Annotated in this window: 17 protein-coding genes; 4 read left to right on the top strand and 13 right to left on the bottom strand. The window is 59.8% G+C overall.

Going from position 1 to position 22,226, the window contains the following annotated elements; all coding sequences use genetic code 11:
• Positions 1 to 162 precede the first annotated feature (162 nt).
• Positions 163 to 888 carry a hypothetical protein gene (locus EJO69_RS10120; protein WP_126041517.1) on the top strand — a complete coding sequence of 242 codons (726 nt, stop codon included), beginning with the start codon at positions 163 to 165 and terminating at the stop codon, positions 886 to 888.
• A gap of 37 nt (positions 889 to 925) precedes the next feature.
• On the opposite strand, the gene EJO69_RS10115 is transcribed toward EJO69_RS10120, so the two are convergent.
• Positions 926 to 1,180, bottom strand: coding sequence for a hypothetical protein (locus EJO69_RS10115; protein ID WP_126041515.1), 255 nt, complete (start codon positions 1,178 to 1,180; stop codon positions 926 to 928).
• A 303-nt stretch (positions 1,181 to 1,483) separates the two neighbouring features.
• Between EJO69_RS10115 and EJO69_RS10110 the strand changes: the two genes are divergently transcribed.
• Positions 1,484 to 2,557, top strand: coding sequence for an IS110 family RNA-guided transposase (locus tag EJO69_RS10110; RefSeq protein WP_126042269.1), 1,074 nt, complete (start codon positions 1,484 to 1,486; stop codon positions 2,555 to 2,557).
• On the opposite strand, the gene EJO69_RS10105 is transcribed toward EJO69_RS10110, so the two are convergent.
• Positions 2,532 to 2,861, bottom strand: a complete 330-nt coding sequence (locus EJO69_RS10105) for a hypothetical protein (protein ID WP_126041513.1) — start codon at positions 2,859 to 2,861, stop codon at positions 2,532 to 2,534. The two genes, EJO69_RS10110 and EJO69_RS10105, sit on opposite strands and share 26 nt — an antisense overlap.
• Before the next feature lie 133 nt (positions 2,862 to 2,994).
• A complete protein-coding gene (locus EJO69_RS10100; RefSeq protein WP_126041511.1) occupies positions 2,995 to 3,474 on the bottom strand; it encodes a hypothetical protein in 480 nt (159 codons plus the stop codon).
• A 534-nt stretch (positions 3,475 to 4,008) separates the two neighbouring features.
• Between EJO69_RS10100 and EJO69_RS10095 the strand changes: the two genes are divergently transcribed.
• Entirely contained in the window at positions 4,009 to 6,036 is a 2,028-nt protein-coding gene (locus EJO69_RS10095) for a M3 family metallopeptidase (RefSeq protein ID WP_126041509.1), read from the top strand.
• A 144-nt stretch (positions 6,037 to 6,180) separates the two neighbouring features.
• On the opposite strand, the gene EJO69_RS10090 is transcribed toward EJO69_RS10095, so the two are convergent.
• The 6 genes from EJO69_RS10090 to EJO69_RS10065 all read right to left on the bottom strand — a co-directional run bounded on the left by EJO69_RS10090 (position 6,181) and on the right by EJO69_RS10065 (position 16,984).
• Positions 6,181 to 7,116, bottom strand: a complete 936-nt coding sequence (locus EJO69_RS10090) for a restriction endonuclease (RefSeq protein ID WP_126041508.1) — start codon at positions 7,114 to 7,116, stop codon at positions 6,181 to 6,183.
• Between the two features lie 255 nt (positions 7,117 to 7,371).
• The gene (locus tag EJO69_RS10085) at positions 7,372 to 8,958 is read right to left on the bottom strand and encodes a hypothetical protein (RefSeq protein WP_126041506.1); all 1,587 of its coding nucleotides are present in this window, start codon (positions 8,956 to 8,958) and stop codon (positions 7,372 to 7,374) included.
• A gap of 170 nt (positions 8,959 to 9,128) precedes the next feature.
• Positions 9,129 to 12,218, bottom strand: coding sequence for a type I restriction endonuclease subunit R (locus EJO69_RS10080; RefSeq protein ID WP_126041504.1), 3,090 nt, complete (start codon positions 12,216 to 12,218; stop codon positions 9,129 to 9,131).
• Positions 12,215 to 13,393, bottom strand: a complete 1,179-nt coding sequence (locus EJO69_RS10075; protein ID WP_126041502.1) for a restriction endonuclease subunit S — start codon at positions 13,391 to 13,393, stop codon at positions 12,215 to 12,217. The genes EJO69_RS10080 and EJO69_RS10075 overlap by 4 nt, the downstream gene beginning before the upstream one ends.
• The gene (locus EJO69_RS10070; RefSeq protein ID WP_126041500.1) at positions 13,390 to 14,958 is read right to left on the bottom strand and encodes a type I restriction-modification system subunit M; all 1,569 of its coding nucleotides are present in this window, start codon (positions 14,956 to 14,958) and stop codon (positions 13,390 to 13,392) included. Before EJO69_RS10070 ends, EJO69_RS10075 begins: the two co-directional genes overlap by 4 nt.
• A 400-nt stretch (positions 14,959 to 15,358) precedes the next feature.
• Entirely contained in the window at positions 15,359 to 16,984 is a 1,626-nt protein-coding gene (locus EJO69_RS10065; RefSeq protein ID WP_126041498.1) for a hypothetical protein, read from the bottom strand.
• A 129-nt stretch (positions 16,985 to 17,113) separates the two neighbouring features.
• On the opposite strand from EJO69_RS10065, the gene EJO69_RS10060 reads away from it, so the two are divergent.
• Positions 17,114 to 18,169: a CHAD domain-containing protein gene (locus EJO69_RS10060; RefSeq protein WP_164519943.1), complete on the top strand. Its 1,056-nt coding sequence runs from the start codon at positions 17,114 to 17,116 to the stop codon at positions 18,167 to 18,169.
• Positions 18,170 to 18,194: 25 nt separating this feature from the next.
• On the opposite strand, the gene EJO69_RS10055 is transcribed toward EJO69_RS10060, so the two are convergent.
• From EJO69_RS10055 to EJO69_RS10040, 4 genes are all read right to left on the bottom strand, one after another.
• Positions 18,195 to 19,673 carry an NAD-dependent succinate-semialdehyde dehydrogenase gene (locus EJO69_RS10055; protein ID WP_126041494.1) on the bottom strand — a complete coding sequence of 493 codons (1,479 nt, stop codon included), beginning with the start codon at positions 19,671 to 19,673 and terminating at the stop codon, positions 18,195 to 18,197.
• Between the two features lie 3 nt (positions 19,674 to 19,676).
• A complete protein-coding gene (locus EJO69_RS10050) occupies positions 19,677 to 20,795 on the bottom strand; it encodes an alcohol dehydrogenase catalytic domain-containing protein (protein ID WP_126041492.1) in 1,119 nt (372 codons plus the stop codon).
• A gap of 73 nt (positions 20,796 to 20,868) precedes the next feature.
• Positions 20,869 to 21,273, bottom strand: coding sequence for an FmdB family zinc ribbon protein (locus tag EJO69_RS10045; RefSeq protein ID WP_126041490.1), 405 nt, complete (start codon positions 21,271 to 21,273; stop codon positions 20,869 to 20,871).
• A gap of 51 nt (positions 21,274 to 21,324) precedes the next feature.
• Positions 21,325 to 22,128: an N-acyl homoserine lactonase family protein gene (locus EJO69_RS10040; protein ID WP_126041487.1), complete on the bottom strand. Its 804-nt coding sequence runs from the start codon at positions 22,126 to 22,128 to the stop codon at positions 21,325 to 21,327.
• Between the last annotated feature and the right edge of the window lie 98 nt (positions 22,129 to 22,226).

The following is a 22,226-nucleotide window of genomic DNA, read 5'->3' as shown; positions in this document are numbered from 1 at the left end:
AGAAGCAGAGGCCTTGATGAAGGTCCGTTTCTTAGGCGTGCGCGATGTGGGGCCAGAGGTCCCCTGCGGTAGTCCGATTAGGAGGACTACATTGGCGAGCAGGGGTGCGAAGATATTGCGACGCGCTCCACTGAAACGCGACGGCCTTCGGAAGGCGCGGCAATGAACACGACCGATTCCCCTCCCGCTGACATCCGGCAGTGGTCCGGCCTCCTCAGAACAGGAGCATGGGCCGCCATCGCCAGCGTCATACTCATCATCCTTCAGATCGCACTGTATTTCGTGTGGCCGCCGCCCGACACAGCGCGCGAGCTGTTCACCCTCCTTCAGGAGAATCCGCTCCGCGGATTGATTGCTCTCGATGTCCTCTATCCGCTCAGCAACCTTCTGACCCTCCTCCTCTACCTCGCGCTCGGAGTCGTGCTGTGGCCCGACAGCCGCTCCGCTGTGACTATCGCTCTATCGGTGGGCGGCTTGGGGATGGCGGCGTACATGGCGTCGCTCCGGCCAGTCGAGATGCTCGAGCTGTCGAACCTCTACGTTCAGGCAGAGCCGGCTCACCAAGTCGCACTTCTTGCAACGGGAGAGGGAATGCTGGCCACATGGACTGGCACGGCCTTCGACATCTACTACCTCCTCAACTTCGCAGCCCTGCTGATCTTCAGCGTCCTCGTTTATCAGAGCGGAGTATTCAGCCGTGCGACTGCGCTGTGGGGCGGTGCGGCCGCGGTGCTCATGGCGATCCCGTCAAACTTCGGCACGGCTGGCCTCGTCGTCGCCCTGCTGTCTCTCCTGCCGTGGTCGGTGTTCGCGGTGCTTGTTGGCGGAAAGCTGTGGCAGCTGAGCTCTGAGCCTCGTGGACCCGCTCTCCGGAAACGCGCAACCTAGAGAGCTAACGCGGTTCCCCCATGCGGAACGTTCTCCATCAGGGCAGCCGCCATGTCGCGATGTCGATCGAGGTCTCTGACCCGTCGGATACATAGAGGCGGAGAGTCCCCTCGGTCCTCGGCTCCCACTGATCGCCGGCACGGCCCTCGATCGTCAGATAGACCTCGCTTATCCCGTCAGGCACCTCGTACTCGAGGCGCATGATCTCGTTGTCGAGTGCTGACTGATCGAGAGCCTCCGGGACGAAGAGCAGATCCTCGAACATCGCGAGATACTCTCGGTCGATCTCCATTCGGATAGTAAGAATAGAAGTGCCTGATCTTCTCGAATGGTTTGACCCACACAGCGATCGACCCCTGAACAGTCGGTCAGGTGCCGTGAGTGTTCCCGAAAGGTTCTGACTCACACTCTGATCGACCAGCGTGTCTTTCCCCGGACCTGTCGACCATTCGAGAACACTCACGGCGAGGCTTTCGCCTCGCCGTGATCATGTGACTCAAGAAGGGCCTGAACACCTTTTCTCTTTACTGTCTTGTCCAGGTTACCGGTCGATACGAAAGCACCACAAACAATGCACATCGATTGGAGAAACCTCATGACCTCACAACCTTTCATCACTGTCGTTGGTGGCGTAGACACCCACAAAGACCTGCATGTTGCTGCGGTAGTTGATCAGCACGACCGGGTACTCGCAACCGAATTCTTTCCTACGACCAGGCATGGGTACAAGCTGCTCGTGCACTGGTTACGCTCCTTCGGACAGATCGCCAGGATCGGGGTGGAATGCACCGGCACCTATGGGGCGGGCCTGTTGCGCTACCTCCACGCACAAGATATCGAAGTACTCGAAGTCACCGGCCCCGACCAAGCCCTCCGAAGGCGCAAAGGCAAAGACGACACCCTCGATGCAGAGAATGCTGCTCACGCAGCCTATGCCCGGGTGCGTGCCGTGACCCCGAAAACCCGTGACGGGCTGGTTGAATCCCTACGGGTGTTGAAAGTGTCCCGTAAAACTGCGGTCGCTGCCAGACGAGTCGCGTTACAGATGATCCGCATGAACATCGTGTCAGCACCAGACGAACTCCGTGACCAGCTGCGCACCCTGACTCGCATGAAACTCATCCGCACCCTAGCCGCATGGCGACCAGATCTCACGAAGTATCGCGATGTCACTGGCGCGTACAAGATCGCTTTGAAATCCCTTGCACGTAGGTACCTGGAACTCACTGATGAGATCGCTGATCTTGATGTCATGATCAAAAACATTGTTGATCATCTCGCCCCAGACCTCATCAAAAAACCAGCGGTCGGCTATGAGTCTGCAGCTCAGCTGCTGATCACTGCGGGAGACAACCCCGACCGGCTGACTTCAGAAGCCGCGTTCGCAGCATTGTGTGGGGCGAGCCCGATCCCGGCATCATCAGGCAAAACACACCGTCACCGGCTCAACAGGGGTGGTGACCGGCAAGCCAACTCTGCCCTGCACATCATCGCGATCGGCAGACTCAGAACCGACCCGAGAACCCAGGACTATGTGGCGAAGAAACTCTCCGAAGGGCACTCCAAAATGGAAGCCCTCAGGTGCGTGAAACGATACCTCGCACGGGAAATGTTCTACGCGCTCAAAACCAGAACCCAGGTAATCAATCAGACGCAGATTGCTGCTTGACACTTAGAAGGGCGTCCGTGTCGGGCAGCGGCTCATCGCTCGTGATCGCGACAGCGACCCTGAGATCCATGCCCGCCCTGGTCGACATCGGGAAGTCGACGTCCACCCGCGTCTCCCCCAGCTCGGCCTGCTTACTGCCTCCGAGGTCGAACAGGCCGACGAGACCGGCGAGCACGATGAGGACGAAGCCCGACAGCACACCGATGCGAGCCCACCTGCGCCACGGATGATCGCTGTCGTGGGCGACGTCATCGAACATCGAGGCGGGCGGCTGAGGAGGCCGGTCTCGCGCAATCGGTTTCATGATCCCCATCCTTCAGATCATCGCGTCGGTTCAGACGGCTGAGCTCGGCCGTCTGAACCGATGCGAAGGAGATGCACCCCGGTTGGGGTGAGAGACAGCGTAGTCCTTGGACAGGAAAGCGCGACTCGAGGTGCTACGCGGCCCCGGCCGATTCGGAGGGCTCGACAGGCCGTTCGCAGGGCGTGATAGGGCCCTCGCTCAGCCCTACAAAGTAGGCGAGATCTCCGATCTCCAGCTTCAGCAGCTCATGCTCGGCAGACCACTGAACATCGTGACCCATGGTCACCCCCTGGACCAGACCCTCCAGCATGCCCGGACTGTGGCTCCAGAGCCTCCGAAAGCCATTGCTGTCGGCGAACTCGATGTGCTCCCATTCCCACCGGGCGATGATGACGGTCTCCCACTCCCCGGCGAGCGCCTTCTGGATCTGCTCGATACTCGTGCTGTGGGCGCCGCCCTGGAGCAGGCAGTGGTCGATGCCGCTGTCGTAAGCGATCTCGCGTGGAAGCCGAACCGCCGACTGCCGCTCGCACTCAGCGCTCTCGCCAGGCTCCGGCTGGCACTCATTCTGGTCCTGCATGTCGCGCTCATCGGCGCGGTCGTCCTCAAACATGACATCTTCCTTGGGTAGGTGAAAGCCCGGGTGGGGACCCGGGCCGAGGGTTGAGAGAGGTGCAGGGTGGCAGCTCTGCGGAGCTGCCACCCTGCTGTCGGTGACTGAGTAAGAATTTGGAGTGGTATCTAGGCGTGAAGGTTGACCGCCACAAGACGGCCGACGGGGCCCGAACGGCCGAAGCCGGCGGAGCCCGAACGAGATGGGTATAGCGCGCTGCAGATCGCCGGTTCCATGGCGGGAGGCAGCGAGCGACTTAGATGTCCTCTGCAACGGCTCAATCCAGCTGGCATGGCGGAGCGGCCGATTTCTCAGAGGCGCGGTGGTGACGCGAGTTCGGCAGGACTCGTGTCCTGCCGCGGAGCGATTTGCTCCCTATCTACTAGTAGAGCAGGCAGGTCGGACAGAATGTGTGCTGGCTGCGCCAAGCCCATGCGGAGGAAGCTGCATGATTCGGCCCCCCGGCACCTCGCCGGGACCAAACCTGGAGCGCCGAGTTGCCTCTACCCGCGCAGTCTGGCCTAGCATCGATGCATGACGAATCCTCTCCTCACCCCCTCTGCCCTTCCATACGGAGTGCCCAACTGGGCTGCGATCAAGCCCGAGCACATCCTCCCCGCGGCCCGCTCGGCCATGGAAGATCAGCGGGCGCAGTGGGAGCGGATTGCGACCAACCCTGAGCCCGCCACGGTTGAGAACACCGTCGTGGCTGTCGACAAGTCGAACGACGTCATCAATCGCGCGCTCGCCCCGGCATTCACGCTCTTCTCGTCGATGGGCGGCCTCGAGCTCGAGCAGATCCAAGCCACACTCGGCCCGGAGCTCTCTGCGCACACAAATGCCTTCTGGCTCGACCGTCGCATGTTCGAGCGCTTCGAGGCAGTCGACCTGAGCGAGGCTGATGAGGAGACGCGTTACTTCGTCGAGGACACTCTCAAGAAGTTCCGCCTCAAGGGCATCGACCTGTCCGAGACGGAACAGGCGAAGCTGAAGGCGATCGACTCCCAGCTGTCGAGCCTCGAGATCCTTTTCAGCCAGCGCGCCACGAAGGCGATGGAAGACAACGCGCTCATCGTTGACTCGCGCGACGAACTGGCAGGGCTGAGCGACGAGCAGATCGCGAGCTTTGAGCAGGAGGACGGCACATTCCGCATTCGTCTCCTCAATTTCACCAACCAGCCTCTCCAGGCGGAGCTCACGAATCCCGCCACCCGGCGGGCACTCCTCGATGCGTCGACGAGGCGCGGCCTTGGCGACTTCGAATCGTCCGACTCCCGTCAGCTGGTCGTCGATATCGCCAAGCTGCGGGCCGAACGTGCCGCCCTCCTCGGCCAGCCCCATCACGCCCAGGTGGTGGCGATGAAGGGCATGGCGGGCGACTCTCAGAACATCATCGATCTCCTCACCTCCGTCGCCTCACGCGCCGTCCAGGCTGTCGATCGCGAGCAGGAGAATCTTCGCGCGCTCGTCGAGGAGGATCCCGCAAGCGATGGTCTCGAGGCTGGCGACTGGGCCTTTTATCAGGAGAAGCTCCGCGGTCAGGTGGCGGTCGACGACGCCGCCCTCAAGCCGTACCTGGCCCTCAGCAATGTTGTGGAGAAGGGAATCTTCTACGCCGCCGAGAAGCTCTTCGGCATCACCTTCACCCCGAGGCCGGACATCGCCGGCTACGTCGACACCGTCCAGACCTGGGAGGTCTTCGACGAGTCCGGCAAGGCAATCGGCCTGTTCCAGGCCGACTTCTACGCCCGCAAGGGCAAGTCTGGCGGAGCATGGATGCACTCGCTGCTCGACCAGTCGCATCGGGCTGGCACCAAGCCGGTTATCATGAACAACTCGAACTTCGAAGAGCCGCCCGCGGGACAGGAAACCCTTCTCACGTGGGATCAGGTCGAGACCGTGTTCCACGAGTTCGGGCACGCGCTCCATGGACTGCTTTCGGACACGTACTACGTCTCAACCTCAGGCACAGCTGTTCCCAGGGACTTCGTCGAGCTGCCGAGCCAGCTGAACGAGATGTGGAGCTACCACCCCGAGGTTCTCGCGCAGTTCGCCGTCCATTACGAGACCGGCGAGCCGCTTCCGACAGAGCTCGCGGCAAAGCTGTCGGCGTCGAAGACGTTCGGCCAGGGTTTCGCCACAACCGAGTTCGTCGCCTCGGCGCTTCTCGACCAGGCTTGGCACCAGATCAGCGCCGAGGAGGTGCCCGACTCGGCTGCGATTGAGGAGTTTGAGCAGAAGGCACTGAAGGATCTCGGTGTCTACCATGAGCTCGTGCCGCCGCGTTACCGCACCGCCTACTTCAAGCACACCTTCGGCGGCGGATATGATGCCGGCTACTACTCGTACATGTGGGCGGAGGTGCTGGTCGCCGACATCGAGCAGTGGTTCGCCTCCAAGGGTGCGAAGGGCAGCGACGGCGGACTGAACCGGGAGGCCGGCGAGAAGCTGCGTCGAGAGCTCCTTTCGCGAGGCTCGTCACGGGATCCGATGGAGTCCTTTGCGGCGGTGCGCGGGAGAGAACCCCGGGCGGAGGCGCTGCTCGAACGAAGAGGTCTCTAGCCGGCGCCATGCGGGAGGTGCCTTTCGCATTCAGCGGGGGCGACTCCATTTTTAAGACGTGCCTCGCCCAAGCCGAAGAATAAGTGAGGCTGATGGGCTGCAGCGCTCGTTCGGGGCCGTCCGCAGGTCGGAGATCTGTTCGGTTTAGGCGTGCTCCTCGTCGAAGAAATCATCGTCGATCTCGTAGAGAGTGAACTCGTGTGTCTTGTGAACAGCGACCCCGTAGGCCAGCATCAACGTCGTAAGTTTGACGCCGTCGATTAGCACGATCTTGCCGTGACGATATCCGGCTGCCGTGCGGACCGCGGAGGGCTGAAAGCTCGAGGTGGTGATGAATACGCCCAGGTTCGCACCGCGTGAGTCCAAAGCGCCAATGAAGTTGCGGATCTCGGGATCACCTACCTTGTTGTGATCGGCGTAGCGCTTGGCCTGGATATAAACGTTGGTCAGCCCGAGCGCGTCCTGGCGGATTATGCCGTCGATTCCGCCGTCACCTGAGCGCCCTACATACTGCTTCTCCCCGTGAGTGCCGCCGTAACCCATCGCCCAGAGCAGGTCGATAACTGCCTTCTCGAAGAACTCCGGGGAGGCTTCTTGCAGACGTCTGCGCAGAGCAGTCTCGGTTTGGGCGTTAAAAGTGCTCTCGGCCGAGGCCATGACCTCTACGGGATTAGTCTCTTCCTCGGCACGAGCGCTATCCGCTGGTACGCGGTCCTCTTTTCTGGCCGCAATCTCTTCCTGGTAAGCAACCCACACTGGCCACTCGAGCATGTCTTTTTCGGAGTACGACGCCAGGTTGCGCCCGTCAACCGCCCGCCCATCCTCAGTGATCCGATAGTGTCCACGCCTAGGGCGCTCAAGCAGCCCCGCCGTTGCGAGAGCCGAACATGCCCAGTTGATCCGATTCATATAGCGGAACTCGCCCGACGCGATCTTCTCCGCTCTCACTTCATCCGATAGCCGCATGTGGTTCGCGACCAGCTCTCGCACTTCCCGGATAGCGCGCTCCCGCCCATCGTTGAGTACGCGAAGTACCACCGGACGGAACTGGTCGATTGTCGGAGTGTTATCAACGGTCATGGTCGGCTCCCTTGCCCTTCCGAGTCGTCACAATAATTGCCAAGCAACTCTATCGAAGCGTTGGCTGGCAACACCCCCAGATCTCCCGGCCCCGGAATGTTGCTGATTGCCGATCCTTTGTCATAACCAGCGTCGGGCATCCGAGAGCCCCGGAATACCAAGACAATGCTCAGTCAAACGCCCGTTTCCCGAAGCCCAAATCACCGCAGCACAGAATCGTGAAACGATCACAGCTCGCGCCATCGCGTCCCATTCTTACTCGTTCAACAATATCCGGGCACGATCCGAGCTCTTCGAGTAGTCCAAGAGGTGCCGATCCGTGTCAAAGAATTTTCGTAACGCGCGAAGCAATGTCATCACTGCGTCGATCGAACTCTTTCGGACCCCATCTTCTTCGGTCTTCGGATCTCCGTGCACCAAGCGGCTACGTGCGTCATAGACATTGCCTAGTTTTCTCTTTGCCATCTCGACGTCACCTTGCTCGCTCAGTAGCCTGGCGAGCGCCCCGGTGACAGATGAAACAATGTTAGCTCGCGTGCCCACAAGATTCTCCCATCCAATTACGGCATCGATAAGCGCATCTTCCGGTGCTTCACGATGGGCGGTGGCGGCGAGCGCCCGTCGGATCGCAATGCCAATCTCCGGAATGCGAAATTCTTGGACCCGGGCCGACCAGAGCTGCCAGCTAAACGCTTCCTCTTCAGTTAGTCGACGTGGTGAAATTTGCCAATTCCGGTCAACCTCTGACCAACTGACTGAAATACCATCATCTAAGGGATCAAATACGGACTGCCATGCGCGTACGACAACTGGGCGAGCCTCAGGCGAAGTCAGGAGAATTCCGAGTGCGATACTCTCGAACTTGCGCTGAATCTCTTGTTGCGGGTCTCTGTTGAACTCGATGCCCTGCATTTGTTCCGAATCCACGACGTTGACCGTGTAAGAGCATGTCGTCTCAAGAACGAGGTCGCCGCTATAAGCGATCGCGAGGCCTTCGCCGTCCTCGCTGCCCCGAGCAAGAGACCCCTTCAGTGGCGTGGCCCCGATGAAGATCTGATCCGTCTCGTCTACACGGCGAAGCTTCCCCCACGGAAAATCAAGATTTGCCGTGCCAGCGGGCAGTAATGCTCCCGCAAGACCAATTCGGACGGGGACCTGGACACCTTCACCGGATATGGCCTTGCGTAAGACTCTCAGCGACGAAACGGCAGCTTCAGCAAGCTGTTCAGCACTCGGGGCTTTATTGTGCGCCTTCGCCAACTTCCAGCCTGCCCAAATGAGAGTGTCGGCAAAGCTCATAAGTTGTCGTCGTCCCCCCATCGACGGGGTGACCATACATTTTTGGTCGCTTCCGTCGTTTCGAGAGTGCAAAAAGGCTTCGCTGAGCATAGTGTCATTAAGTATCATGCTCTGAAAAATTCCATTTAGATCATGGTTATAGACAGAAAAACTTGGGCGCGACTTTCGCTCCGTCCCCTTGCCCTTCACAAGTAAAGCGGGGTACACGCGCAGTGCAAGCTGCGCCAACGTTCTTTCCAATTCGGAAAAGGTAGTCGGCGCCTTGGGTAATTCACCCCCGCAGTGCAGTCTCACCTCATTCGCTAGGGAATTAATCCCATGACATCCCGGAGAAGCGAGAGTGGCAGTCCACCTAGAGTCGACTGCCCCCTCACCGAACGGGCTAGGAGCAAACTCGTCCTCGAGTGCATTCATGAACTCGAGGGCACCGCGCTGCTGCGGAGTCAGCGTGGGCGACTTTCCGTGTTCCAACTCGCTCGCAGAACAGTTGAGCAAGTACCCCGTCGCACCGGGGCCCAGACGCGCAAGTACTTCATCGAGCATTTATTCTCCTAAGCCTTCCCGACGAGAGGGGCGTTCCGGAGTCTTCCATGCGCTATTCGGTTCAGCGCGCATCGCGCAGCCAGAGGTTTCTCTGAGTGGAGATTCATTGTCCGGATCTTTGTCCCAGCAAGCGCGTGCGAGTTCCAAGTCATCCGCATTCCCCGATCGTGTCATTTCTCCACAGAGACTAGTCCGAAGAATCTGTCGACGAATGCGCGTAGTCGTTCGAGGACTCGTTTCTTCTTTTCTCCGTGGTTGTCGCCGTTGCCGGGGCGGGCGAAGCGGGAGACGGGTGGCAGGATCGTCATGATCTGGGTGCCGAGGTCTTGGATTTCTCCATCGCGGAGGGCTGTGGTGACGAAGGAGCGGGTCTCGTCTGGTTTGAGGCGCTCTTCGGTGATGATGGTGGTGAGTTCCTGTTCGGAGCGGGCTGCGATGTACTCGCGTAGGGACTCTTCAACGTCACTGTTGATGGTGACCTGGTCGACGAAGTCCTCGATGAGGTCTTTCTTGTTCCGCAGGCTGGGCGAGGAATCGATGGCGCGGCTGATCTGGGAGCGGATCTCCTTGTCCTGACCGTTGCCATATTGTTCTTGGTATTTCTCGACGAGCATGAGGATGTAGTCGATGTTGATCTCGACTTGTTTGATGAGCTCGATCTCGAAGACCACGTCCTCGTTGATCGGCTCCTTATCCGCCTCACGCAGCCGCTTGTAGTCGTTCCACAGGTCCAGGTAGATGCTGCGGTAGTCCTGCTCCTGACGCTCACTGATCAACGCCTGACCGTCGAATTCGTCGAAAGAGGTGAGGATGTTCTGCAGTTTGAGGATCGCACCGTACAGTTGGATGAAGTCCTTCTGCGCGCTCTCGCTGATGATCGGTTCACCAGCCTGGAAGGTGGACAAGAGTTCGTGGACCTTCTCGGCGTAGTCGCTGTAATACTCCCCATACGGCTTGAGCAGGACAATTCCCTTGGCGTCCTTGTTCCCGAACAGCTCCAGGGCAGCATTCGTCTCCTCCTGCAGGTTGCGGAAGGTGACGATATTGCCGTAGGTCTTGACCGAGTTCAAAATCCGATTCGTCCGCGAATACGCCTGAATAAGACCATGTGCACGCAGGTTCTTGTCCACGAACAGGGTGTTCAAGGTCGTGGCATCGAAACCTGTGAGGAACATGTTGACCACAATCACCAGATCAATCTCACGCTTCTTCAGCTTCTGCGAGAGGTCTTTGTAGTAGTTCTGGAACTTATCCGAGGACGTGTCATAGCTCGTGCCGAACATGGCGTTGTAGTCCTCGATCGCTTCCTCGAGGAAGGTGCGAGCATCCCCATCCAAGGCGCTGGGTTCGAAGTCCTCCTCAGCCAAGATCCCGTCCTCGACCGGATCGTTGGCGCCATAGGAATAGATCAATCCCACCTTGAGCCGCTTGTCCGGCACCAGGTCCGCCTGCTGCTTCTTAAACTCTTGATAGTACAGGCGTGCGGCGTCGATCGAAGCCGTCGCAAACAGGGCGTTGAACCCGTTGAGACGTTTGTCGCCGAGCGTGTAGCGCTCGTTGCGTTTCGTCTTCTGGTCGAAATGCTCCAGGATGTAGTCCACGACCTGGCGCAGCCGCTCTGGTGCCAGCAAGGCTCGTTCGGTGTCGATCGCAGGGACCTGCTTATCGATGACGTGGCCGACCTTGATCGTGTTGAGGTAGTCCATCCGGAACGGCAGGACGTTCTTGTCCGCAATCGCGTCCACAATCGTGTACGTGTGCAGCTTCTCCCCGAATGCCTGCTCGGTCGTCTTCAGCTGAGCATTCCCACCAGAGCCGGCGTTGGCGGAGAAGATCGGGGTGCCCGTGAAGCCGAACAGGTTGTACTTCTTGAATGCTTTCGTGATCGCCACATGCATATCCCCGAACTGGGACCGATGACACTCATCGAAAATGATCACAATATGACCCTGATAGACCTCATGTCCCTGGTTGGCCTTGATGAAGGTCGCCAACTTCTGAATCGTCGTCACCGAGATCTTCTTATTGACCAGAGTCTGCCCGCCACGCGTGCCCAACATCGCACCCACCGGCGTGGACAGCTGCTTTGCCAGCTGGGCGGTGTTCGTGCTGCCGTTGACCGACCCCGGTGAGAACCGCTCATACTCAACCATCGTCTGATAATCCAGGTCCTTGCGGTCGACCACGAACAGCACACGATCCACCTCAGGCATGTCCGCCACCAGCTGGGCGGCCTTGAACGAGGTCAGCGTCTTACCTGACCCCGTCGTATGCCACACATAGCCACCCGCCTCGACGGTGCCGAGCTTCTTGTAGTTGGTCGAGACCTGAACCTTCTGGACGATCCGCTCGGTCGCCACGATCTGATACGGGCGCATCACCAACAGCTGACGGTTCGAGGTCAACACACAATACTTGGTGAGGATGTTGAGCAGGGCATGCTTGGCGAAAAACGTCTTCGCGAATGCCATCAAATCCTGAATCGGCCTATTGGTTGCGTCAGCCCACCAGGAGGTGAACTCGAAACTATGCGAGGACTTCGCCCTGCGCTTCTTCTTCGAGGCCTCCTCCAAGTGATGGATGCGGGTCGTGTTCGAGTAATACTTCGTCAGCGTCCCGTTCGAGATGACAAAAAGCTGCACATACTCAAACAGGCCTGACCCGGCCCAGAAACTATCACGCTGGTAACGGTCGATCTGATTGAACGCCTCACGAATATCCACCCCGCGGCGCTTCAACTCCACATGCACCATCGGCAGACCATTGACCAGGATCGTCACGTCATAGCGATTACCGTAGCGCGCACCGCCCTCACCGCGCTCGACCTCGTACTGGTTGAGAACCTGGAGCCGGTTGTTATGAATATTGATCTTGTCGATCAGCGTGATGTTCTTCGTCGACCCATCATCACGCTCCAACAACTGCACGTGATCCTCCTGGACCCGCACAGTCTTCTCCACAATCCCCTCATTCGCCCCTGCGATCTTGTGGGTGAAGAACCGCTCCCACTCCCCATCCGAAAACACCACACCATTGAGGTGTTCCAACTGAGCCCGCAGATTCACCTTCAGATCATCATCAGAGCTGATTCTCAGCCGCTCGTAGGCTTGGGACTCCAACTGGCGGATAAAAGCCCGCTCCAGCTCCGCCTCCGACTGAAACGACCGCGCCGACACCGGCTCAGCAAAATACTCAGCAACAACCGTCGACTCAGCCGACACCGCAACCGGATCAAACCGACGCACCAACCCATCTCTCACGCCCGCAGCTCCTCAAACGACAACAACCGGTCACGGTAATATTCATACTGCTGACGACGCGCTCTGATCTCAGACGGCAAACCCACACAGAAATCGTTAACCATGGCGTCGAAAGCACTGAGAGCTCTTACAAGTTCCCGCTGTCTCCCGATGGGCGGCAACCAGATCTGAAGGCGTTTGAACCCGGCGATGTCGATGTTTTTCTGGGCGGATTTCGTGGATGTTCGGAATATTGTTGGCTGCATATTTAGCAGTGCGTAGCCAACAAACTCCTTGTCGACTGAGTCATCCTTCACATCAAAGGTGAACCCGGAGTCCAGCATCCAGAACTTGCCTTGCACACGACGCACACACTGCGCAGACATTGCGAAGCGCGAAATTACCCATTCATTTTCCCTATTGAACTTGTCGGTCCGAAAGCTCTCCCCTCCGCCTCCATACACGGGGTACTGACTACCTGAATGGCTTTTTTTGGTAATACGGGTTCCGAAGTTGAGGCCTAAAATGTCGCCCAGAATTACCATTCTCCCGCCAGAATCTCTGGAACTCAACATCTTTGCACGGTAGTGCTCGTATTGTTGGCGTCTTGCTTCCAGCTCTGCTTCCAGCTCTGCTTCCAGCTCGGTGAAGGTGTCCAGGATGCGCACAATCTCCTCCTGCACCACCAACGGCGGAACCGGAATCCGGATCTCTCCCAGAGACTTGGCCGATACGCGGCGCACCTTGGTGCCCGAAATGAATCGCTGTTTCTGTCGTCGGAAATCGTGGGTTTGGAAGACGTAGGACATGAATGTGGGGTTCAATTCGTGCCGGAAGATCAGGGCATCCCCACTCACCGCAACTTCGGTCTCCCCCAGCCAGGCAGTCGCCTTCGCAACAGCCTCGTCATCCTCACTGGTCGTCACGATCAAAAGGTCGCCGGGCAGCGCTCGCCTCAACTTCACTGCGAACTCCGCGTCGACAAACGACTTGGTCAACCGAGTAGATGCACCGTAGACCGTGTGTAGCTCGCCGTAGTGAATCGCAGGGTGGCCCTCACTCTTCAGGTCGGACTTCTGCATTCCGTTACCTCGAGTGAAGGTTCCCACTTCGTTTAGAGCTCTATGGTCTACGCCGTTGGGGCAGTGTTGTTGGATGAGGTCGTCGATGCTGGTTGTGTGGATGGTTTGGGTCATTTGGTGGCCTCGAGGTCGGCGACGATCTGGTCGATGGAGGCTCTGAGTTCGGCTTGGCGGGCGACGATGTCGTTGATGCGGGCATTGAGCTCGGTGATGTCGATGACCTCGCGGGTGTCTTCTGTTTCGACGTAGGAGGAGACGGCGAGGTTATAGTCGTTGTCGGCGATCTGCTCGTTGGGGATGAGTTCGGCGAAGTACTCACTGCCCTCCCGCGCGATCACTGTGTTCAGGATGGTTGTCCGGTTCGCTTCGGTCAGCTTGTTCTTGTTACCGGAACGAACGAACTCGGCTGAGGCGTTGACGAACAGGACTGAGTTGTCGGTCTTGGACTTCTTCAACACGATGATGCACGTGGCGATGGTGGTGCCGAAGAACAGGTCCGGCGGCAACTGAATCACAGCATCGACGTAGTTGTTGTCGATGAGGTATTTGCGGATCTTCTTCTCGGCCCCGCTGCGGTAGAGCACGCCGGGGAACTCGACGATGACGGCGGTGCCGTCCACGGCCAGCCAATGCAGCATGTGCATGGTGAATGCCAGGTCGGCTTTCGACTTCGGCGCCAACACACCGGCGGGTGCGAAACGTGGATCGTTGATGAGCAGCGGGTTGGCATCCCCATCCCACCGAATGGAATACGGGGGGTTGGACACGATCGCCTCGAACGGCTCATCATCCCAATGTGCCGGCTCGGTCAGGGTGTTGCCGTGGGCGATGGAGAACTTCTCATAGTTGATGTCGTGTAGGAACATGTTGATTCGGGCGAGGTTGTAGGTCGTCAGGTTGATCTCCTGACCGAAGAACCCCTCACGCACGTTGTCCTTGCCCAACACCTTCGCAAACTGCAGCAACAAAGAGCCGGAGCCAGCGGCGGGGTCGTAGACCTTATTGACCTCAGTCTTACCGACCACGGTGATCCGAGCCAGCAGCTCGGACACTTCCTGCGGGGTGAAGAACTCACCCCCGGACTTGCCGGCACTGGAGGCATACATGGTCATCAAATACTCGTAGGCGTCGCCGAACAGGTCGATCGAGTTGTCCTGCAGGTCCCCCAACGGCAGCTCACCGATCGCGTTCAACAGCTTGACCAGGTTCTGATTGCGAGAGGCGACGGTGGGGCCGAGCTTAGAGCTGTTGACGTCGAAGTCGTCGAACAGACCCTTCAGGTCGTTCTCACTCTCGGTTCCCACGGCCGATCCCTCGATACTGCGGAACACGCCCTCGAGCGTCTCGTTCAGATTCTCATCACGCTCAGCACCGGCCCGCACATTGGCGAACAGCTGCGACGGGAGAATGAAGAACCCCTTCTCCGCCACAATGTCGGCCCGCACGCCCTCAGCCTCGTCATCGCTGAGCTTGGCGTAATCGAAACCCGGGTCCCCAGCGTCGTGTTCCCACCTGTTGATGTACGACGTTAGGTTCTCTGACACGAAACGATAGAACAGAGTGCCCAGAACGTAGGCCTTGAAATCCCACCCATCCACCGAACCGCGAAGATCATTCGCAACCCGCCAAATCGACTTATGCAGCTCAGCACGCTGAGCCTCCCGCGTTGTGGGAACCATAAACAATCAACTCCTACGCCAAAAGCGCACTCAGATCCAACTACATCGCCGAATCATTTGGAACGACGCAAAGCCGCACGGCGCAACAAACCTGAAATTGCCCTACGGCGCGCAATCTCGACATTAATCCAGGTGACACATGCGATTATCGCATCGCCATGGTCAAAATCTCGGGCATAATTCCGAATCTGAGCTTTCTCTTATGCGAAATCGGAAAGGACTCTACTCCCGCGAGACTTCGACCGACCGCATCAAGAGCGACTCCTTACTTCAGATACAAGACAGGCGGATCTGAACCTCAGTCGTTCGGACAGTCCTTTGGTCTGATTACGATGCCGCGTTCTACTTTTTCCGTACCCAAGCTACGAGGCATCTGTGGGCGCCACACAGTCAGTGCACGTCACTGGTACGACACGAATTCCGGCATCGGCTCCACCGCGTAGGTCTCTTCCGGCGTCAGCATCGGAAGGTCTTCATCGAAGAAGTTCTTCCATCCCCAGGCCACCCCTTCCGGAGCATTCTGGTGGAGGGTTCGCCACGTCTCGGCCTTTGCTGGCTGACTGCCCTGCCCGTCAGCATGGATAAGGAGTGCAACCTCGGAACGCGATTGGTCGAGCTGTTCTCGATCGCGGATCATCTGCAGCTGGAACTGGTGGAGGATGATCAGCTTCTGCGGCAAATTGTTCTCCCGCACATAGTCGGCAAGATAGTTGACGACCTCGTTGACCTCCTCGATCTCGACATGGCCGATGCGGGTCAGCGGCATTTCGTCCGGTCCGAGACGCCACTCGGGATCGAGGGCGATGCCGACATGGGGATACGCAAGGAGCTCCTCATATTGCTGGATCTGGGAGAGGAAGTCTGACCTGCCCGGCTGGAAATCGAGGATGACATACTGACCGGCCTCACCGGCAGCCTCGATAAGTGGAATGAACCAGTCGATGGGGCCTTCGTTGGAGTAGTTCCCGTCGTCCCCAGCCTGCCCCGCCGCGACTGTCACGATGATCTCTTGGGCGGGAACGATCGTGTCCTCGGTCAGCGCACGGTACGGCTCCGCCATCTCCTCAGCCCGCTCAACGGTGGCTGGCACATCCTGCTCGCCGAGAACCCCTAAAGCCGGGGTGACTGGCGAGCCGTAGAGCGCTATGTAGCGCTTGCCTCCGAATACGAGCTGAGTTCCACCGGGAAGCTCAACACCCGTCGAGGCAGCGGACAGCTGCCACTCGAAGTCCTCCCGCTCGCCTTCGAAGATCCCCAGGACGACATCGGCTGATGAGGCGGCCGCGATCGTCTCGCTTGATGCGCGAGGATCAGTCGGCGAGGAGACCATCTCGGCGCCCGCGGCGCGGGCTGTGCCGAGCGCAGCAAGGTGGGCGCCGTCGGTCAGCACTGAGACTCCCTCAAGCGGGTCGATGTCCTGACTGAGTTCGAGATCGCTGCGCTCGGGGGCGATGAAAGCCTCGCCCTCGCCAAGGGCGAGCAGCGCGTCGAGCCCCTCCCCCGCGGGCTCGACGACGGTGACGGAGGGGTCGCCACCCGACTCGCCATCCGACTCGCCAGAGTCCTGCTGACCTGAGTCAGCCTCCACACCGCCGCCCAACTCCGGCACGGTCCCGATGATGTCGAGGTCATCGAGCAATTCTTCGTTGTCTCCTTCTGCGTTATCATCCTCAAGTTCGGTGCCGACTGCGATTACCCACGAGACGCCGAGGCGTTCGAGCTCTGCGGTGACTCCTTCGCCATTGACGAGTGCTGGAACGGAATACGCGGCGGACAGTGATGCAGCCTCGAGCTGGTAGTCCTCGTCGGTGACAATCGCGCCGGGTGAGGACTCGAAGAACTGCTGGCTCGCCTCGATTGATGCATCGACGGGGCTATCGCCGCTGATGAGAGTCGCGGTCGGGGTGGTTGTGCCAGCAACTCCGGCGCCCTCCGAGTCCCCGTCGGCTCCATCGCCCGAGACAGACGAACATCCTGCAAGCACCAGGGAGCTCGCCGCGATCGCGGCCACGTACTTCACCTTCACTGTCTGATCCCTTCTTCCGCAGGGGACTCACCCTACAGAACGACGTCTCGTACGCAACAGGATCCCATGACACCGCCACGGTTCGGCGACCTTTCAAGAACGTCCCGCTCATGCGGGTTAGAATTACGTATGGGCGCTTTCGATGATCACACTGTGCCGCCGGAGGCCCTGAGCTGGTCCTCCGGCATTGCCACTCGGCCCCACTTCCATATCCAGAGCGATGAGCCATTGGCGCTCGCCGTTCGCCGGGTCATACTCGAGCAGGTATTCCACGGTCTGCAGATCCAACATCCCGGTCGTGGCAACAGCAATGACAGGGACCATGGCTTCGACCAGTCCGTCCACGAGCTCCGCAAGTCGATCAAGCGAGCCCGTGCGGTTCTGCGACTCGTCCGCAGCGAGATCGGGGAGAAACGGTACCGGCACGAGAACACTCTCCTGCGGGATACGGCCCGGATGTGGGGGCCGACGCGGGATGCCGTCGTCCTAGCCAAGCTCGCGGAGAAGGTGTTCCCGGAGCTCGAGCTCGATGACCATGTGAAGGACGACATCGTCACGACCCTGCGGATACGGGCGGAGGCGAGCACTCGGGCCGCGCGGCTTGACGAACAGAGACTCACCGATACGGCGGTCGCATTGCATGGCTTCGCCGGCAGGATCTACGCCGTCCCCACAGAGGGACCTGGCTCCATACCGGACACCTGGGACTCGATCGAGCCTGGCATCTCTCTCCTCGCGCGCCGCGTCGTGCGGCGCAGAGATAAGGCCGTAGCCAAGCCAACCACTGAACGCCTCCACGCCTGGCGCAGGTCAGCCAAGTATCTCGGGTATCTGACCAGCCTGCTTCACGTTGAGCCGAGCGACTCGGACATCGCGCGCGCTCGGAGCCAGTCGGCGCGAAACGGGCACGGAGAAGATCCACTACTTGAGCTGCACGAGCTCCTCTCGCAGCTCGGCAGCCTGCTCGGCGATGACCACGACCTCGCGGTCCTCATCGAGACGCTCGGCAGGGATCCACTTCTTCTCCCCGACAGCGTTAATGCAGCCCATCTCTTCTGGGAGTTAACGCAGCTCCGTCGAGAGCTCCAAGCCAAAGCGTTCGAGGTCGGCGAGAAGCTGGGTGATACGAAGAGCATCGTGGCCACGATTTCGGCCGCCTGGCGAGGCGACCAGTCAGTGAAGTAGAGACTGCAGGCGCTCTACTCGTATGTCAGCCCATTCGCACATACTTCAATTCCAGATACTCAGCGAGGCCTTCATGCGAGCCCTCTCGGCCGATGCCGGACTCTTTCACGCCTCCGAAGGGTGCGGACGGATCGGATGCGACGCCGACGTTGACGGCGACCATGCCCGATTCAATCCGACCCACGACATCCCGGACCTCGTCGATGTCCTGGCCGCACACATAGGACATCAAACCGAACTCTGTATCGTTCGCCGCCTCCACCATGTCGTCGACGGTGTCGCAGATGATGATCGGTGCGACGGGGCCGAAGATCTCCTCCCTGTTGACTCGAGCATCGCGCGGCACATTCGACAGGACCGTCGCCGGGTAGAAGTGTCCTGGCCCATCCTCCACCTGGCCGCCGAGGAGCACCTCCGCGCCCTTCGCTGTCGCGTCATCGACGAGCTCCTGACACTTGGTGACCGCATCATTGTCGATCAGCGGTCCGAGCGTTGTTCCCTCGTGAAGGCCGTTACCGAGGACGAGCGCCTCCACCTTGGCCGTGAATGCTGCAGTGAACCGCTCGGCGATGTTTGTATGAACGTAGATGCGGTTGGCGGCGGTGCAAGCCTCTCCGTTGTTCCGGAACTTGCCTGCCATGGCCGCGGCAACGGTCTTGTCGATGTCGGCGGACTCCAGAACGAGGAAGGGGGCATTGCCGCCGAGCTCCATCGACGAGCGCAGCACATGTCTGCTCGCCTGTGACAGCAGAGTGCGTCCTACAGGAGTGGAGCCCGTGAACGAGATCTTCCGCAGCCTTGGGTCCTCCATGAGGGTGCGGGAGAAAGTCGACGATTCCTTTGTCACCACACAGTTGACGACTCCGGGCGGTACCCCCGCATCTCTGAGTATCTCCATGAGGAGAAGCGAGCTGAGCGGCGTGAGGCTGGCGGGCTTCAACACCACTGTGCATCCCGCCGCGAGCGCCGGACCGATTTTCCGAGTGCCCATCGAAAACGGGAAGTTCCATGGGGTGATGAGCAGCGAGGGGCCAACCGGCTGAGAATAAACGAGGACATCCTGGTCAGGAACAGCGGGGGCGGGACGGAAACGTCCGGTGGTCCGCACCGCCTCCTCCGAGAACCAGCGGAGGAACTCTGCTCCGTAGTTCACTTCACCGTAGGCTTCGGCAAGCGGCTTGCCCATCTCCATCGTCATCGTCAATGCAAGATCGTCGGCACGCTCGTGGCAGAGCTCGTATGCGCGCCGAAGTATCTCTGACCGGTGCCGTGGGGTGGTCGCGGCCCAGTCAGCGGCGGTGGCGCAGGCCGCGTCCAAAGCATCCATCCCGACCGCGGCGGCATTGGCGCTCGCGATGGCGATGATCTCCTCCCCCGTTGCTGGATTCTCGACGGATAAGTCTTTCTCACCGCCGATGAAGTCTCCGTTGATGAACGAGCTGGTCGGCATCCTCCCGATCAGGCTGTCGATTGTGGCGGCGTCGATTGGTGGCGTCAGTGGCATGGTCTACTCTCCCTCACTGTCGAAAAGGATGACCTGGCGGACAGCGTTGCCATCGGCGAGCTCGTCCATCGCCATATTGATGTCCTCAAACCGGATGATGGACGAGATCAGCTCGGCGACCGGCAGTTTTCCTTCCAGATACAACTTCGCATACTCCGGAATGTCGCGGGAGGGAACGGCTGAGCCAAGATAGCTTCCGACGACGGTCCGAGCAGCTGCCGTCAGGTTGAGCGGGGCAATCTCGGACTTTGCATGTGCGGGCGGCAGCCCGACGGTGACGAGCATTCCTCCGAAACCCATGGCGTTATAGGCGGTCTCGAAAGCTTTGACATGTCCGGCAGCCTCGATCACGCGGTCGGCGGTGATGCCCTGCTCCGCCACTTCCTGTGGGGTGTACACCCGGTGGGCGCCGAGCTCCTTCGCCCGCTCAAGCTTCGACTGCAGTGCATCGACGGCGATGACCTCTTGAACATCCTGGGCGAGTGCAGTGATAAGGGCTGCCATGCCGACCCCACCGAGCCCGACCACCATAACGGTGTCCTCTGGCGAGGGCTTTGCGGCGTTGAGGACCGCGCCCCCGCCGGTCAGCACCGCACATCCCAGCACCGCCGCAATCTCCGGCGGAACCTCACGGTCGACGACAACGGCGCTGCGGTAGTCGACCACGGCGTGTGTGGCGAACGCGCTCACTCCGAGGTGGTGGTAGACCTTCTCACCGTTGCGCTCGAGGGCGATCTCTCCCGACATCATGACACCATCGTTATTGGCCTTCGAGCCCACCGAGCACGGCAGCTTACCGTCGGTCTGGCAGGCCTTGCACTCACCACATCGGGGCAGGAAGCTCATCACTACCTGATCCCCAATACTGAAGCCCGTCACGTCGGAGCCGATCTCTACGACCGTGCCACAGGCCTCGTGGCCGAGCAGCATGGGAACGGGCCGCGGACGGTTACCCTCGACGACGGAGAGGTCGGAGTGGCATACCCCGGCCGCATCCATTCTCACCAGGAGTTCTGTCGCGCCAGGGCCGGTGAGATCGAGTTCGACAATGGCGAGAGGTTCCGACCGTTCATACGGACGTTCGCGACCCATCTCTTCTAGGACTGCTCCGCGGATTTTCATCGCTCTGCCTTTCATGGGGCTGGTAGTGGGCTTGCTTGATGACCCCACGAGGGGTGGAGGCTATGGGCTGGCGTCAGGGATTGTCGGTGGGCGAGGTGGTTCCGAAGGTCTCCTGTGCCAGCTGGGCGGCAATGGCATCACCCGCTCGCACGGGTTCGGAGGCGAAGGCTCCCTCGTGGGCGAGCACCGGCCTGCGGTCACCCGCGAGCTCAGGGTATTTCTCCTCCAGCTTCTCCCGCTCAACCATCTTCGTGTGCCAGGAGCGGATCAGCTCCTTGTCGCCGTTGCGGGTTCCCCGCCAGGTGGTGGGCATGTCGTCGCGCGAGGGACCCGGCGAGGCGGCGCCCCCGATGGCGACCCGGGCGGGAATGCGGGCTGTGGCAGCCCCGCATTCGCACTCCGGATTGTCGGAGAACATCGAGGGCAGCACCGCCTCGAATCGATGCCCGCCCGTACACTTCAGGTCGTACCTGATCATGGCCTGCTCCTTATGCGTGCGTGTCGCAGCCGCGGCACGCACCTGGTCGGTCTAGCTGTAGAAGCCGTTCGGAGCGATCTTCATCGACTCCCGCTGTGTAGAGTCGTGGCCGAAGATGACCTCTGCTCCTGTCTGCTCTTGAATGCGGCGAAGCTTCTCGACTGATTCGAGCCAGCCGACAGAATCCCACACGATGCCGGCGCCGATGGCGGGCGGCCCCCACGAAGCACCCATGTACACCGCGTCGGAAGTGAAGATCTTGGTTCCATCGTTCGGCAGATCGACACGAAGGCTCATCGTGCCCCACGTGTGGCCCGGGGTGAAGATAACGGAGACTCCCGGAGCGATTTCCGTGTCCCCGTGGACTGCCTCCATGTTGAGACCATCGAAGTCGGATACGAGGTGGGCTCCCTTGAACGCGCCGTCAATCGTCTTAACACCCTCGATCTCATCCGACTGCACGAGGATCCGAGTCTTGCCGTTGTCGAACATCTTCGCGTTGGCCGCGTGGTCGAAGTGCAGATGCGATAGGACCAGAATGTCGATGTCGTCTGGGGTCAGCTCCAGATCGGCCAAAGCAGAGTCGATGAAGCCGGGACCCGCGGGGTCCTCCTGTACGGGAAAGAAGTCCTGGAAGCCGGTTGGCGCCCACCGCGACTCCCAGTCGCGCGGAACGCCGGTGTCCCACAGAATCCTGCCGTCGTCGGTTTCGATGAGGATGGCATGCGTCGGACATTCTCCCCACGCTGCGGGCTCATGCTTATGGTGTCGGTCCTTGATCGTATTACCAGCCTGGAGCAAAAGCCACGTGTGGTCGCACTCCATGATTCCTGTTGATAGGAAATGCAGCTTCATGGTGATCCTCTCTGATCGAAGGTCGCAGACAGCGAACCATGATTCAGACCCTAAACGTGAAGTGGCGCACACTCCATAGAGACAATTACACTCTTTCG

This window comes from Flaviflexus salsibiostraticola (assembly GCF_003952265.1).
Classification (GTDB): Bacteria; Actinomycetota; Actinomycetes; order Actinomycetales; family Actinomycetaceae; genus Flaviflexus; species Flaviflexus salsibiostraticola.
The sequence above is the reverse complement of the archived record's forward strand: the minus strand, read 5'-3'. Positions and strand labels throughout refer to the sequence as shown.

Coding starts and splice junctions, on each gene's coding strand:
- EJO69_RS10120 (WP_126041517.1), top strand. CDS start 163: ATGAACACGACCGATTCCCCTCCCGCTGACATCCGGCAGTGGTCCGGC.
- EJO69_RS10060 (WP_164519943.1), top strand. CDS start 17,114: ATGGGCGCTTTCGATGATCACACTGTGCCGCCGGAGGCCCTGAGCTGG.
- EJO69_RS10105 (WP_126041513.1), bottom strand. CDS start 2,861: ATGAAACCGATTGCGCGAGACCGGCCTCCTCAGCCGCCCGCCTCGATG.
- EJO69_RS10085 (WP_126041506.1), bottom strand. CDS start 8,958: ATGCTCGATGAAGTACTTGCGCGTCTGGGCCCCGGTGCGACGGGGTAC.
- EJO69_RS10055 (WP_126041494.1), bottom strand. CDS start 19,673: ATGCCACTGACGCCACCAATCGACGCCGCCACAATCGACAGCCTGATC.
- EJO69_RS10115 (WP_126041515.1), bottom strand. CDS start 1,180: ATGGAGATCGACCGAGAGTATCTCGCGATGTTCGAGGATCTGCTCTTC.
- EJO69_RS10040 (WP_126041487.1), bottom strand. CDS start 22,128: ATGAAGCTGCATTTCCTATCAACAGGAATCATGGAGTGCGACCACACG.
- EJO69_RS10050 (WP_126041492.1), bottom strand. CDS start 20,795: ATGAAAATCCGCGGAGCAGTCCTAGAAGAGATGGGTCGCGAACGTCCG.
- EJO69_RS10095 (WP_126041509.1), top strand. CDS start 4,009: ATGACGAATCCTCTCCTCACCCCCTCTGCCCTTCCATACGGAGTGCCC.
- EJO69_RS10045 (WP_126041490.1), bottom strand. CDS start 21,273: ATGATCAGGTACGACCTGAAGTGTACGGGCGGGCATCGATTCGAGGCG.
- EJO69_RS10075 (WP_126041502.1), bottom strand. CDS start 13,393: ATGACCCAAACCATCCACACAACCAGCATCGACGACCTCATCCAACAA.
- EJO69_RS10110 (WP_126042269.1), top strand. CDS start 1,484: ATGACCTCACAACCTTTCATCACTGTCGTTGGTGGCGTAGACACCCAC.
- EJO69_RS10090 (WP_126041508.1), bottom strand. CDS start 7,116: ATGACCGTTGATAACACTCCGACAATCGACCAGTTCCGTCCGGTGGTA.
- EJO69_RS10100 (WP_126041511.1), bottom strand. CDS start 3,474: ATGTTTGAGGACGACCGCGCCGATGAGCGCGACATGCAGGACCAGAAT.
- EJO69_RS10070 (WP_126041500.1), bottom strand. CDS start 14,958: ATGGTTCCCACAACGCGGGAGGCTCAGCGTGCTGAGCTGCATAAGTCG.